General features: G+C 67.8%; 8 protein-coding genes. 1 reads left to right on the top strand and 7 read right to left on the bottom strand.

What is annotated here, in order from left to right; translation table 11 throughout:
• Nucleotides 1-193: 193 nt before the first annotated feature.
• Nucleotides 194-928, bottom strand: coding sequence for a winged helix-turn-helix domain-containing protein (locus tag ACVOMC_RS00690; protein WP_481522444.1), 735 nt, complete (start codon nt 926-928; stop codon nt 194-196).
• Between the two features lie 158 nt (nt 929-1,086).
• On the bottom strand, nt 1,087-3,234 hold the full coding sequence (locus tag ACVOMC_RS00685; RefSeq protein ID WP_481522443.1) for a S46 family peptidase: 2,148 nt from the start codon (nt 3,232-3,234) through the stop codon (nt 1,087-1,089).
• Between the two features lie 94 nt (nt 3,235-3,328).
• Here ACVOMC_RS00685 and ACVOMC_RS00680 point away from each other — a divergent pair, with 94 nt between their 5' ends.
• Nucleotides 3,329-4,711: a hypothetical protein gene (locus ACVOMC_RS00680; RefSeq protein ID WP_481522442.1), complete on the top strand. Its 1,383-nt coding sequence runs from the start codon at nt 3,329-3,331 to the stop codon at nt 4,709-4,711.
• On the opposite strand, the gene ACVOMC_RS00675 is transcribed toward ACVOMC_RS00680, so the two are convergent.
• The 5 genes from ACVOMC_RS00675 to glyQ form a co-directional block, all read right to left on the bottom strand.
• Nucleotides 4,675-5,139, bottom strand: coding sequence for a hypothetical protein (locus ACVOMC_RS00675; protein ID WP_481522441.1), 465 nt, complete (start codon nt 5,137-5,139; stop codon nt 4,675-4,677). The two genes, ACVOMC_RS00680 and ACVOMC_RS00675, sit on opposite strands and share 37 nt — an antisense overlap.
• Nucleotides 5,140-5,242: 103 nt before the next feature.
• Nucleotides 5,243-9,055, bottom strand: a complete 3,813-nt coding sequence (locus tag ACVOMC_RS00670) for a translocation/assembly module TamB domain-containing protein (protein ID WP_481522713.1) — start codon at nt 9,053-9,055, stop codon at nt 5,243-5,245.
• A gap of 44 nt (nt 9,056-9,099) precedes the next feature.
• A complete protein-coding gene (locus ACVOMC_RS00665) occupies nt 9,100-10,896 on the bottom strand; it encodes an autotransporter assembly complex protein TamA (protein ID WP_481522712.1) in 1,797 nt (598 codons plus the stop codon).
• Between the two features lie 124 nt (nt 10,897-11,020).
• A complete protein-coding gene (gene glyS / locus ACVOMC_RS00660) occupies nt 11,021-13,093 on the bottom strand; it encodes a glycine--tRNA ligase subunit beta (protein ID WP_481522440.1) in 2,073 nt (690 codons plus the stop codon).
• On the bottom strand, nt 13,090-14,001 hold the full coding sequence (gene glyQ / locus ACVOMC_RS00655) for a glycine--tRNA ligase subunit alpha (RefSeq protein ID WP_054660686.1): 912 nt from the start codon (nt 13,999-14,001) through the stop codon (nt 13,090-13,092). Before glyQ ends, glyS begins: the two co-directional genes overlap by 4 nt.
• Between the last annotated feature and the right edge of the window lie 78 nt (nt 14,002-14,079).

Raw genomic sequence — 14,079 nt, 5'->3', positions numbered from 1 at the left:
TTACGGCGGGCACGACCAGATGCAGTACCTTTTTCTTGCAGAAACTCTCACTTGCTCTCGAAGTGAACCCGCCCGCTTTTCCTATTTCTTAACATCCAATTGATTTCACGATGATTTTCGTGAATACGGACAAGTGGAAATGAACGTGGGTCTCTTCAAAAACGTGAAACGAAACTGAACCCAAAACTGTGACTCAGAGCATCAACCGGTAGCCGGCGCCCCGGATTGCGCGGATCGGCACGGCACTTTGGGTGGCATTCCGGACCCGGTTGCGGAGCCGGTGGACCAGCACTTCGATCCGGTGGGGGTCGAAATTCCATGGCTGGTCGGTCATGGCCGCGATCAGGCGATCCCGGCTGACGGTCTGCCCGGGTGCGGCAAAAAGCACGCCGAGAAAGGCGCGCTCGGCTTCGGTCAGGGCCAAGGTCCGTCCACTGGGGGTGTGCAGCAGGTCCCAGCCGTCAGCCTGCAACTGCCAGTCGACCACCGGCTCGGCGGCAGCCGCTTCGATGAGCTGCACCGGCTCGCCGGGCAGGCGCCGACGCAGGCTGTACAGGCGTGCGGCCAATATCTCCGGCTCCGGGCGATGGGCCATGCAGGCGTCGGCGCCGGCCCACAGCCCTTCGGCGATGGCCTGCGGCGTGGCCGGGTCCACCAGCAGCACCACGCCCAGATCCTCGCGCCGGCGCAGATGCACCACCGTCCCGGCCAGGTCGGCCGCGGCGTAGGCGGTATCAATCAACACGATGTCGCACGGCACGATCGCCAGTTCGCGGTACAGCGCCGCGATGCTGTCCAGCGCATGCACCTGGGCGCCGTGGCACTCCAGCGGCTGGACGATTTCGCTATCTCCGACAATCCATATCCGCAGCGGTGCAAGCGCCAGATGGCCCCTCGCACCGCTCAATGCGTTCTGTTGCAGTTGCACGACAACACGCTCCTGGACGCAGGCCAAGCGGGAGAGGGAAGCCTGCGTATTCAGGGGATTCTAGCGTGACGTAATTCCAATTACGCGCCTTCTCTGGTCGGCCGTGCGTCCCGACGGCAACGAAGAAGGGGAGCGATGACCGCCCCCCTTCTGTCTGCTTACTCGGCCGGGACGCCCATTTCCCTGAGCAGTTCCGGTGCCGGGTAGACCTTGGCCAGCAGCCAGCGCAGGTAGCGCATGTCCACATGCACGGCCCGCTTGTAGCGCGGATCGAACCACCAGCTGGCGCTGACCGATTCCCAGTTGGAATCGAAGTTCAGGCCGATCAGCTCGCCCTTGGCATTGAGCACCGGCGAGCCGGAGTTGCCGCCGGTGGTGTCCAGGTTGGTCAGGAAGTTGACCGTCTGGGTCTTCAGCGCCGGATCGGCAGTGCTGCCGAAATCGCCCTTGGCGATGGCCGCCAGCAGCGGCTTGGGCGCATCGAACGGCACCGTGTTGGTGTTCTTCTCGACGATGCCGGCCACCGTGGTCACCGGCGCGTAGCTGACCGCATCACGCGGGTGCAGCGCCTCGACCTTGCCATAGCTGATGCGCAGGGTGCTGTTGGCATCGGGGTAGACCGCACGGCCCTGCTTGGCACGCCAGGCGAACAGCGCCTGCATGTAGGACGGACGCAGGCGCAGCTGCTCGCCCTGGCGCTCCTTGCTCTGTCGCTCGTCGTTGAGTTGCGCCATCACCAGCGCCGAGGCCACCGAGACCAGCGGGTCGGACTCGATGAAACCGCCCTTGCGCGCGGCCTCGAAGCGCGACAGCCGCTGTGCCTCATCCCCCAGCGTGGTCTGTGCGTACAGCTCGTCCAGGTGCTTGGCCAACTCGGCCGGGGTACGCCCGAACAGGTTGTCGTAATGCGCATCGCGCTGGTCGTCGGGCAGCTGCTGGTAGCGGGTCAGCAGCGCGGTGAGGATGGCCTTCTCCACCGTCGGGTCGTAGCGGCGCTGCACCTGCTTGAGCACGCCTTCGATCAGCGCCTGGTCGCGCTGCTGGTAGCCGCTCTCGCGCTCGGCATCGGGCTTGGCCGATTCGATGCGCAGCCGCTCCAGCAGCAGCGCCGAGCGCAGCAGCTGGGTCTGGCTGGACATCAGCGTGACCAGGAATTCGCGGGTACCGGCCTGGCGCTCGGCGGCCAGCGAGGCGAACAACGCATCGATGTCGGCTTTGTACCTGGCATCGGTGGCGGCCAGCATCGCCTGTTCGTCAGCGGCGCGCTGGGCCTTGGCATCGCTGCGCAACAGGCCTTCCAGTTCACCGGCGGCGCGCTTGCGGTTGTTCTTCAGCGACTGCAGCTGCGAGGCGTAGCGCGTGCGGGCATCGGCATTGCCCTTGCCGACCGCCTCGATGGTGTCGATCAGCTGCTGGAACACCTCCACGCGGCGCGGCAGCACGGTATCGATCTGGTTGGCGAACTCGTCGGCGGTGCGCAGCCGGTAGGTGGTGCCCGGGTAACCGGCCAGCATCGCGTAATCGCCTTCCTTGGGGCCATCCAGCGCCATCTTCAGGTGTGCCGGCGGCTGGTACGGCACGTTGTCCTTGCTGTACGGCGCCGGCTTGCCGTCCTTGCCGACGTAGGCGCGCAGCAGGGTGAAGTCACCGGTGTGCCGCGGCCACATGAAGTTGTCGATCTCGTCGCCGTAATTGCCGATCGCACGCGGCGGTGCATAGACCAGGCGGATGTCGGTCAGCTCCAGCTGGCGGATGCGGTAGAAATCGCTGCCGTAGTACATATTGGCCACCGAGCAGCGCACGCCGCCTTCGGCCTCGCAGTCGGCGACGATGCGCTTGCGCGCATTTTCCACTGCGTCGTAATAACCGCGACCGGTCTTGCCGCGCGCGTCCTTGAGCACCTCGTCGGTGACCTTGTCGAAGCCCACCGTCACCAGCACCCGGTAATCGGGATTGGCCGCGCGCTCATCATCGCGGCCGCGGGCGATGAAGCCCTCGTCGATGGTGTTGTGGTCCTTGGTCGCGTTGTACTGGATCACGCCATAGGCGACATGGTGGTTGGTCAGCAGCAGGCCATCGCCGGAGACGAACGCGCCGGTGCCACCGCCGACCCGCACCACCGCACTGAGCGGCGGCGCGGTGACATCGGCCAGCTGCTTCGGATCGCCCTTGAAACCGGCCGCCTTCAGCGTTTTGGCCAACTCCGGCAGCTGCGTGGGCATCCACATGCCCTCGTTGGCATTGGCCGCAGCGGCCAGGCCCATCCCCAGCGCCAGCGTGGCGGCAAGCGGTTTACGCGTCATCAAAAACTCCAGCAGACCTTCAGAACAGCCGCCGACAGTAGCGGCCACCGCGCGCAGCGGCAACCATCGTTGGTCACGAGGGGGCTATCCTGCGCGGATGCGTATCTTTGCCGCTTCCCTCGTCGTGATGGGCCTGTTGCTCGGCGCCTGCTCCGGTCCGGACCGGTCCCGCTCTGCCCACACGAGCGCATCTGCGCTGGCGCTGCGAATCGAGCCGTGGACGCTGCCGGCCGATGCGGTCGCCGCGCAGCCGGATCTGGTCACCGCGCCCGATGGCAGCCTGCTTTTGTCGTGGCTGTCGCCCGATGCGCAGGGCCACCGGCTGCGCTACGCGCGCTTTGCCGGCAACCAGTGGCAGCCGCCGCAGCAGATCGCCCGCGGTGACGACTGGTTCGTGAACTGGGCCGACACCCCGCATCTGCTCGCCAGCGCCGATGGCGCACTGTGGGCGCAATGGCTGCGCAAGTCCGCCAGTGCCCCGTATGCCTACGATGTGCAGCTGGCACGCTCGGCCGACGGCGTGCGGTGGTCGGCGCCGGTCACCGTGCACGATGACGGCACCGCGAGCGAGCACGGCTTCGTCTCGCTGTGGCCCGAAGGCTCCGATGGCCTGGGCATCGCCTGGCTGGACGGGCGCAACACCGTCGGCGGCGCCGGGCATACCCATCACGGCGCTGGCGCGATGACGCTGCGCAGCGCGCGCTTCGATGCCAGGCTGCACAAGCACGACGAGGTCGAACTGGATGCGATGACCTGCGATTGCTGCCAGACCGCCGCCGGCATGGCAGCCGACGGCCCTCTGCTGGTGTACCGCGGCCGCGATGCCGCCGAGATCCGTGATATCCAGCTGCGCCGCCGCAGCGGCAGTGACTGGCGCCCCACGCAGCGCGTGCATGCCGACAACTGGACCATGCCGGCCTGCCCGGTCAACGGTCCTGCGGTGGCGGCTTCCGGCCGCGATGTCGTGGTGGCCTGGTACACCGCGCCGCAGGGGGAGCCGCTGTTGCGGATGGCCTACAGCGGCGATGGCGGCGCCACGTTCGCCACGCCGGTGGAACCGGATCGCGGGGTCGAACTGCAGGGGCGGGTGCAACTGGCCGTCGATGCCGGTGGTGTCTGGCTGGCCTGGCTGCGCGAGGACAGCAGCGGACAGTCGCTATGGCTGGCCCGCTATGCGCCGGCACTGCAGCGCGAGCTCGGCCGCCTCCAGGTGGCGGCGCTGGAAGGTCGCGGCCGCGGCACCGGCTTCCCGCGCCTGCTCGCCGAGCCCGGTGGTGCGCAGCTGGTCTGGACCGATGTGGTCGCTGGCAAACCACAGCTGCGCGGCGCACGCGTCCGGGAAGTGGAGCCGACGGCGGCAAAGCAGGGCCGCGCCGCCGCGGCCACCCCCGGGCCGCACCGCACGGATCTGCCTACAGCGGCGGCTCCGGCCACCGCGGGCGATTACCCCGCGTCGCCGGGCAGCCGCGCCGTGCAGTAACGCCAGCGTTTCACGTCGCGGTAGTCGCGCCCATCCGTTTCCACGGTCAACCGCTTTCCCTCCAGCAGAAACCGCAGATCCACCGGCGACGCGTCCCCGGGCTCGGGCAACTGGTCGATGCCGAGCCACGCGGTGGCCTGCCAACGGCCGGGAGCGCGCAGCCGCAGCTGCTGCAGCTGGTAGAACGTCCATTCGCCGTATTCGGAGAATTCGTGCAGATAGCCGGGCCGGACCAGCAGCATTCCCACCATCGCCGATCCGGCGTGTTCCCACGGATCGGCCAGCACGCGATAGCGGTCGCACTGCGCCTGGCCTTCAGGGTCATCGCTGACCCACAGGCCATGCAGCGGCGCCGGCACCGCCGGCGGCCCGGGCAGCTGCGCAGCGGCATGGGCCATGCCCATCGCGCCTCCGCCAAACAGGGCCATGCCCAGGCACCGTTTCCAGAAAACCGCTGTTTTGGATGACGTCATCGCCCGTTCCTGTGGCAGTTGAGGGTTACCGGGTCGATCCGGCCGGCGCGGTGCTTGCCTACTTCTCTTTGCGCCAGTTCACCGAACCGCGGTTTTCCACCGTGGACGACTCGATTTCCACGTCGAAGCCGCGCCGCAGCAGGTACTTCAGGGTGAGCACCGAGCCGCTGCCGACCAGCGAGACGCCGTAACCGATGTACAGCTTGGGGGTGATGTATTTGCCCACGCCGATCACCGAACCGCCCAGCGCGCGCGACTGGCTGACCCCGGCATCGTCCAGCCCCAGTTTGGCGCCGACCTGCGCGGCCAGCAGGCCGCTGCCGGCCGACAGCGCCGCCGAGGCGGCATTGACCTGCTGCGCCTGGTCGCTGCTGGCCATGCTCAGACTGCGTCCGAGCACCAGATAGGCCAGCGATTCGGACTGCGACATGGCCGGGTTGGACCATACATCCACCCGCGGCGCCTGGGCGCGGCCGGTGACGTGGATGCCGGCGGTGACCTCGCCGATCTGGCGCTCGGCACGGATATTGATGCGTGGATCGGACACGATGCCGTGGTTCCACAGCAGCTGGCCGTCGGTGATGGTCAGGTCCTGGCCGTAGGCCTTGTAGCGGCCGGTCACGTCCAGACCGCCGTTGGCGGTCATCTCGCGGCCGGGAATGGCGCGTACCTGCATCTTGCCGGTCAGAGCGCCCTTCAGGCCGAAGCCGCTCATCTTGACCTTGTTGCCGAGGCTGATGGTCAGGTCCATGTCCAGCGGCGAAGCAGGGCCCTCTTCCGGATCGACCGGATCCAGCACCACGATGTCCTCCGAGACCGACGTGCCGCGATCCAGCCGCTCCAGATCCAGATAGGCCTCCGGCACATGCACGCGCCCGCTCAGCGCCATCGCGGTGCCGGCCAGGGTGAAATCCAGATCCGGGTTGCCGACCAGGCGCAGCTCGCTGGTGTTGGACAGCAGCACGTTGTCACCAAAGATATGCAACTGCAGCGGCTGCGCATCGCCGAACCAGGACAGCCCACCGTCGACCCGCAACACGCCTTCGCCGCCGGTGTTGGCCGAGGCGCCGATCCGTGCCGAACCATCGGGCTGGGCGATGAAATCGGCCTTGCCCTCGCTCAGGGTCAGCCCCAGCGCCGGCAGTTCGCCGGTGAAGTTGCTGAGTTTGGCTTCGCCGCCCAGGGTGGGTTGCGCACGGGTGCCACGCAGACTCACGTGCCCTTCGATCAGCCCATTGGGCCGCACCAGATCCGGCGAGAACAGTTCCATCCAGTACAGCCGCGACATGTTCAGGTACAGCTCGCCGTTGAGCGCCGCGCCGGGCTCCCACGCGGTCTGCACCTTGGCGTCGATGAAGCCATCCCCCTGGAAGCCCACGCCCAGATAGCCCTTGATGCTGTTGGGCTGCATTTCCACGTTGAGGGAGAAATGGTCGTAGCGCACCAGTTCGCCGCGGGCGTTGTCGCCCAGGCGGATGCCGCCCTCGGCCGAGGCGACCTTGAACGCCCCCTCCCACGCATTGCCGCGCGGACGCAGGCTGCCGTCCAGGGTGATCTCGCCACGCAGATGGATGCGGCGACCGGCATTGGGCGGCAGCCACGGCTGCACCAGCGCCAGCGGCAGGGCGTCACCACGCAGCTGCACGCCCTCGCGCGGCCAGTTGGCCGCCACGCACAGTGCGCCGCCGGTGGCCGAACCCAGACAGGCATCGCCCAAGGTGAGGGCGCTGCCCTGCACGCTGAACGCCGCCGGCGCGCGCAGATCCCACGGCGCCCCCTTGACCGGCACCAGCCGCAACGAGGACAGCTCGCCACGCCAGGCCGGTCCCGCCTGGCGCAGCTGGCCGGCCAGGGCCAGCGTGCCCAGTTCATTGCGGGTGTCGGCCTCCAGCCGCAGGTCGCGCAGGCTGCCGTGGGCGCTGATGCGCAGCTGGTCGAGCAGCATCCCCGCCTCCACCGCGCTGGCGTGCAGCTGCAGCGTGCCGTTGTCCCCGCTCCACGGCAGTTGGCCGGTGAGGCTGACCTGGCCGGCCTTCCAGTCCTCCCATTGCAGGCCACTGCCGTGCAGATCGGCGGTGATATCCGGCTGACTGGTGGTACCGCGCAGGCGCAGCGTGCCGGCCAGCGTACCGCTGCTGCCGGGAAGAAGATCGGACAGGTGCAACGGCTCCAGCCGGGCATCCACGTCCAGCCGATCGCCCACCTTGCCCGTGGCCTGGAGGCGGCTGTCGCCCATCACCACACGCACATCGCCCTCGCCCTGGGTACCCCGCAGGGCCAGCTTGGCGCGTGCATCCACCGCGCGACCGCGCAGCCGGCCCTTCAGCTGCGGCACGTCCAGCGTGGCCTCGAAACGCAGCTCGTCACTGCCCGCCGGTGCGGGCAGCTGCGTGCCGGTCGAGGCCAGCGTGCCGGACAGCTCACCCTCCCAGCCGGGCACGAAATAGCCCGGATCAAAGCGGGCCAGGGTGGCGTCCACATCCCATGCCAGCACCGGGGCCCACGCCGCCGAACCGCGCAGTCCCAGTGAACCGCCCGGCGTGGTGGCGGTGAGCTGCTCGATCCGCGCCTGCTGGTCGTTGCCGCGCACATCGAAATCGAGCTGCGCGCCCTGCGCCTCGCGCGCCACCTCGGCCTTGCCGATCGCCGCCCAGTTCTTCAGGTTGCCAGCCACGCCCAGGCGTGCCTCCTTCAGGTGCAGTGGTACCGGCGTGCGGTCGGCCGCAGTGGGATCCGGTTCGGGGGTGAAGGTCAGCTGCTGGGCCACCACGGCAAAGCGGAAACCCGGATTCTGCGCATCACTGAAGTCGGCCGTGCCCTGCAGCCGGACGTTGCCACCGAAGGCCTCGGCCACCAGCGGGGCGACGGTCAGCACCTGGTTTTCCAGCATCACATGGGACGGCGCCAGCACCAGTTCGTTCTCGCCCTGGCGCACCCGGCCGCGCAGCTGCGCCTTGCCGCCGCGCCCGCGTGCGGTGAAATCCAGCGCCAGCGGCGGCGGCGCCTGCGCCAGGAACGGCGCCGGCACCAGCTGCCCGATCTCCAGCTGCTCCGAACGCGCGGTCAGGTTCCACACCGGATCATCGCGGCCATCGAACACCAGCCGTGCCTGCAGCGGCTTGGGCGCATAGCCGGCCAGCGCCACGTCCATGTGCGCCAGATCGCCGCGCGCGACCAGCCCCAGCCGCGCCGGCGCCTGGCCCGGCCGCGCCGGCATCAGCGCACGCACGGTCAGGTCGGTGGCGTAGTCCTCACGCGGCAGGTAATGGCCGTCGATGCGGAAATCACCCAGATTGCTGTTGATCCTGAGCTGGCTGGCGCTGAACTCGCCCTCGGCCGCCTCCAGCCCGCCGCGGATGCGGGTGATGTCAATCAACGGCTCCTGCAGCCGGGTGATGCGCAGGCCATCGATCACGATGCTGTCGGCCTGCAGCGCCAGCGGCAGCGCGATGGGCGGCAATACATCCGGCCAGCGCGGCAGCTCGAACGGCTTGTCCTCCGGCGGCCCCAGCTCCAGCGTGGCCTCAGTGATGCGCAGCGCATCCAGGCGCAGCTTGCGCCCCAGCAGCGGGCGGATATCCGGATCCAGGTAGGCCTGGGCGGCGCTGAAATGCAGGTCCTGATAGCGGAAGTCCAGGTCGTGCAGGATCAGCGGCCCGGCCAGCGGTCCCTCGGCCTTGCTCCAGGTCAGCGAGGAACCAGCCGGCAGCCGTGCCACCACCTGCGCCAGCAGCACCTCGCGCCCGGCCACGGTCTGCAGCAGCCAGTACAGCGCGAACAGCGCCAGCAACAGCAGCGCGGTGACGGTGATGCCACTGCGGATCGCCAGCGTGCGCAGCCGCGCCTTGCGCCTGGCGCGCAGTTCGGCGATACGCGCCTCGCGTTCTTCGGGCGTCACCTCTTCCGGCACCCGGCTCACAGGTCTGCTCCGATGTTCAGATACAGCTGGAACTGCGAATCGGGACTGTTCAGGCCGTGGGCGATGTCGATGCGCACCGGGCCCACCGGCGATTTCCAGCGCACGCCCAGGCCCACACCGGTATGCAGGTCGATGGTGTTGTCAAAGGCGCTGCCGGTATCGACAAACACCGCCGCGCCCCAGGGACCACCGTTGAAGTAATGCTCGTATTCGGCCGACCCCACGACCAGGTGCTTGGCGCCGAGCGCGAACCTGTCCGGCGCCGGCGTGCGCGGGCCGACTTCGCGATAGGCGTAGCCGCGGATCGAGCGGTCGCCACCGGCGAAATAGCGCAGGCTCGGCGGCATCGCCACCAGATCACTGGTCCAGGTACTGCCGGCCTGGCCGCGCAGGATCAGGCGGTCGGCCGCACCGACCGGCAGGTACCAGCGCAGCGTCGCATCGGCCTGCAGGAAACTGGTGTCCGAGCCGGCGCCGCCAATACCGCCGCGCAGCGTCGCGTTGCCGCTGATGCCGCGGCGCGGGAAACGCTCATCGTCCACGTCCACGTAATCGGCGGTCAGCTGCGGATAGATCAGCGTGGAGTACTGGTAGACCGCATCGTTGACCGCATCGCCGGAGCTGTAGCGCCAGCGCTCGCGCAGTGCGTTCATCGACACGATCGCGGTCCAGTGGTCGTTGATCTCGCCGCTGCGGCTGGCGATCAGCTTGACGTTGCGCAGGTCGATGTAATCGGTCTGCTCGTCATAGGCGCTGAGCGCGTAGGTGTACCAGCCATCCAGCCAACGGAAGCCGGGCACGCGGTAGCTGGTGATGAAACTCTTGCGCTTCTGCGCATAGTCCAGCTGGGTGTTGAGCTTGTGGCCGCGGCGGTTGACATAGCGCCGCTCCACGCCACCGCGCACACCGGCGCCACTTTCCGAGCCGTAACTCAGGCCGGCGGTGTAGATGGTGCGTTTGGCACGGGTGAGCTTCACGTCCACCGGCACCTCGCCATTGTCGTCGGCCAGCTCCGGGTGCGGCTGGATATCGATGACGCTGAAGTAGTCCAGCTTGGTCAGCGATTCGCGCAGGCGGTCCAGCTTGCCTTCGTGCCAGTAGCTGCCCTGCTCCCAGTACACCAGCGGCTCGAACAGGTCCGGCCGGAAGTAGTCCTGCTCGAAACGGATCGGCCCCATGTTGTAGCGGCGGCCGCTGTCCCAGGTCAGGAAGATATCGGCCGCGTTCTCGGCACGGGTGACCTCGACCCGGCGCTGGGTGAAATCCGCATCGAAATAGCCACGCTCGGCCAGACGCCGGGTGATGGTGACCTTGCTGGCCTCGTAGTTGACCGAATCAAACACCTGGCCGCTCTTGGGTTCGAAGGCGGCCAGGTCCTTCTGCAGATACTGGTCGCGTGCCGCCGGGCCGGTGATGATCACCTCCTCCTGGCGCACCCGCACCTGCTCGCCCTTGTCCACCTGGATCACCACCTGCAGCGTATCGCCCTGGCGCGGCGCCTCCACGGTGATGGTCGGATTGTAGAAACCGAACGGCTCCAGCGCCTTGCGGGTCTGCCGCTCGGCCTGCGACAGCAGGTATTCCAGCCGCGATTCGCCCTGCACCTTGCCAATCGCGTCATAGACGGACAGCGATACCTCGATGTTCTCGATGATCTCGGCATCGCTCCCCTTGTCCAGCCCCTTGAGCTGCACCTTGTCGATCGTGCCGCGGGCGTGGGACAGGGGCGCGGCCAGCAGGGCGGCGAACAGAAGAGGCAACGTGATTCGTAGAGGCGGCATGGGCAGCAGCATACCGGCCTGAACGTAACCGGCAAAATCGCGGTTCACCACTCAAAACCGGCGTGAAATCCACGTAAAGAAAAATAAAAACAAAGCCCGCTCGCGCGGGCCTTGTTCAAATCGTGCCAGACGGCCGTCAGCTCGACAGATGCTCGATCGCCGCGACGCTGCCGAGGCGGTCACCGAGCGTGCGCAGCAGCGCCAGCCGGTTGCCACGCAGGGCCAGGTCGTCGGCGTTGACCATCACCTGGTCGAAGAACGCGTCCACCTGCGGACGCAGCCTCGCCAGGCGGCCGAGCACGGCCACATAGTCCTTCTGCGCCAGCGCGATGCCGGTGTCGTCGATGGCCGCGGTCACCGCTTCGGCCAGTTCGCTCTCGGCCGGCTCGCGCAGCAGCGAGGCGTCGATCGTGCCCGGAATCTCACCTTCGGCCTTGCGCAGGATGTTGCGGATGCGCTTGTTGGCCGCAGCCAGCGCCTCGGCTTCGGGCAGCTGGGCGAAGATGCCGATGGCGTCGAGGCGACGGTCGAAGTCGTACAGCGAAGCCGGCTTGAGTTCGGCCACCGCGTTGAAGTGGGTGGCCGGCACGCCCTTGTCGGCGTAGTAGCCCTTCAGGCGATCGAGAATGAAGTCGTACAGCTCGTTCGCATCGGCCTGCACCGTGCGCTCGACCAGTCCGGCATTGGCTGCGGCAAGCAGCGCGCGCAGATCCAGATCAAACCCCGACTCGATGAGCGTGCGCGCCAGACCCAAGGCATTGCGACGCAGTGCGAACGGATCCTTGTTGCCGGTCGGCTTCAGGCCTGCGGCAAAGCCGCCGGCCAAGGTATCCAGACGCTCGGCAATGGCCAGCACCTTGCCCAGCGTCGAGGCGGCGATGGCATCGGCGGCAAAGCGCGGCTGGTAGGCCTCGTCGATGGCCAGCGCCACCGCCGGCGACTCGCCACCGGCCACGGCGTAATGACGGCCGGCAATGCCCTGCAGCTCGGGGAACTCGCCCACCATGCGCGACTGCAGGTCGTTCTTGGCCAGTTCGGCGGCACGCCTGGCCTGCACCGGATCGGCACCGACCTGCGGCGCGATCACCTGCGCCAGCGTGCTGACCCGCTGCACCTTGTCGGCGATGCTGCCCAGCTTGGCCTGGTAGGTGACGGTCTTCAGACCGTCGCCCATCGCTTCCAGCCCCTGCTTGAGGTCCTCGTCGAAGAAGAACTTGGCGTCGGAAAAGCGCGGACGGATCACCCGCTCGTAGCCCTTGGAAACTTCAGCCACGTCCCTGGATTCGATGTTGGCGATGCCGATGAACTTCTCGGTCAGCTTGCCGCCGGCATCGAGCACCGGGAAGAACTTCTGGTTGATCTCCATCGTCTCGATCAGCGCTTCCTGCGGCACGGCCAGGAACGCGCGCTCGAAACTGCACAGCACCGCGGCCGGCCATTCGACCAGGTTGACCACCTGCTCCAGGTTGTCCTCGGTGATGCGCGCCACGCCACCGGCCTGGGCGGCCGCGGCGTTGACCTCGGCGACGATACGCTCGCGGCGCGCGTCGGCATCGACCAGCACGTTGGCCGCTTTCAGCGACTCCACGTAATCGTTCGGATGGCTCAGCCACACCTGCTTGTCGGCCATGAAGCGGTGGCCACGGCTGAAGCGGTCGGCGCTCAGGCCCAGCAGTTCGGCCGGCACGATGTCGTTGCCGTGCAGCAGCACCAGCCAGTGCACCGGGCGGGCGAAGGCATACGCGTGCGCGCCCCAGCGCATCGGCTTGGGAATCGGCATCGCGGCGATGGCTTCGCGCACGATCTCCGGTAGCAGCGCGGCGGTCTGCGCGCCCGGGGTCACCGAGCGCAGCACGAAGCGCTCGCCCTTGGCGTCGGTGGTGCGCTCCAGCGCGGTCCAGTCGATACCGGCCTTGGCGGCGAAACCGGTCAGCGCCTTGGTCGGCTCGCCATTGGCGTCCAGGGCGATGTTCAGATACGGGCCGAACACTTCCGAGTGCTGCTCGGGCTGTTCGGTTTCCACGCCCGGCAGCAGCACCGCCAGACGGCGCGGGGTGGACAGCGGCTTGGCGCCGTCGCGGTCAAAGGCGATACCGCGCTTGGCCAGGCCGTCAATCACGCCATCAAAGAACGCCTGCGCCAGGCCCGGCAGCGCCTTGACCGGCAGCTCTTCCACACCCAGTTCGATCAGCAGCGGCTGCATGCTCATGCCTGCACCTCCTTGGCGGCCACGGCTTCAAGGCGCTTGGCCTCGTACAGCTTGGCCACGGCCATCGCCAGAGTGCGCACGCGCAGGATGTAGCGCTGGCGCTCGGTCACCGAGATGGCGCGGCGCGCGTCCAGCAGGTTGAAGCTGTGGCTGGCCTTGGTGACCTGTTCGTAGGCCGGCAGCGGCAGGCCGGCGTCGATCAGCTTCTGCGCTTCGGCCTCGCAGGCGTCAAAGCGGTGGAACATCTCGTCCACGTCGGCATACTCGAAGTTGTAGGTGCTCTGCTCCACCTCGTTCTGGTGGTATACATCGCCATAGGTGACCGGGCTGCCATCCGGGCCGTAGGTCCAGACTAGGTCATAGACGTTGTCGCAGCTCTGCAGGTACATGCACAGGCGCTCCAGACCGTAGGTGATCTCGCCCAGCACCGGCTTGCACTCCAGGCCGCCGGCCTGCTGGAAGTAGGTGAACTGGGTCACCTCCATGCCGTTGAGCCACACTTCCCAGCCCAGCCCCCAGGCCCCCAGGGTCGGCGATTCCCAGTTGTCCTCGACGAAACGCAGGTCGTGCACCAGCGGATCGATGCCCAGCGCCTTGAGCGAATCCAGGTACAGCTGCTGGATGTTGTCCGGACTGGGCTTCATCGCCACTTGGTACTGGTAGTAGCGCTGCAGGCGGTTGGGGTTTTCGCCGTAGCGGCCATCGGTGGGACGGCGCGAGGGCTGCACGTAGGCCGCATTCCAGCTTTCCGGACCGATCGAGCGCAGGAAGGTGGCCGGGTGGAAGGTGCCGGCGCCCACTTCCAGGTCCAGCGGCTGGATCAGCACGCAGCCCTGCTTCGCCCAGAAGTCGTTGAGGGTCTGGATCAGGCCCTGGAAGGTGATCGGAACTGTCGGGGTCGCGGACATGCTGCGGATTGCCGTACGGAGGGGTGCGCTAGTATAGCGACCGGCCGCGCGGTGGCCGGGCAAGCAAGGGGTGGGCAG

The organism is Stenotrophomonas sp. STEN014, from assembly GCF_056760315.1.
Note: the sequence above shows the minus strand (reverse complement) of the source record. Positions and strands in the feature narration are given on the sequence as shown.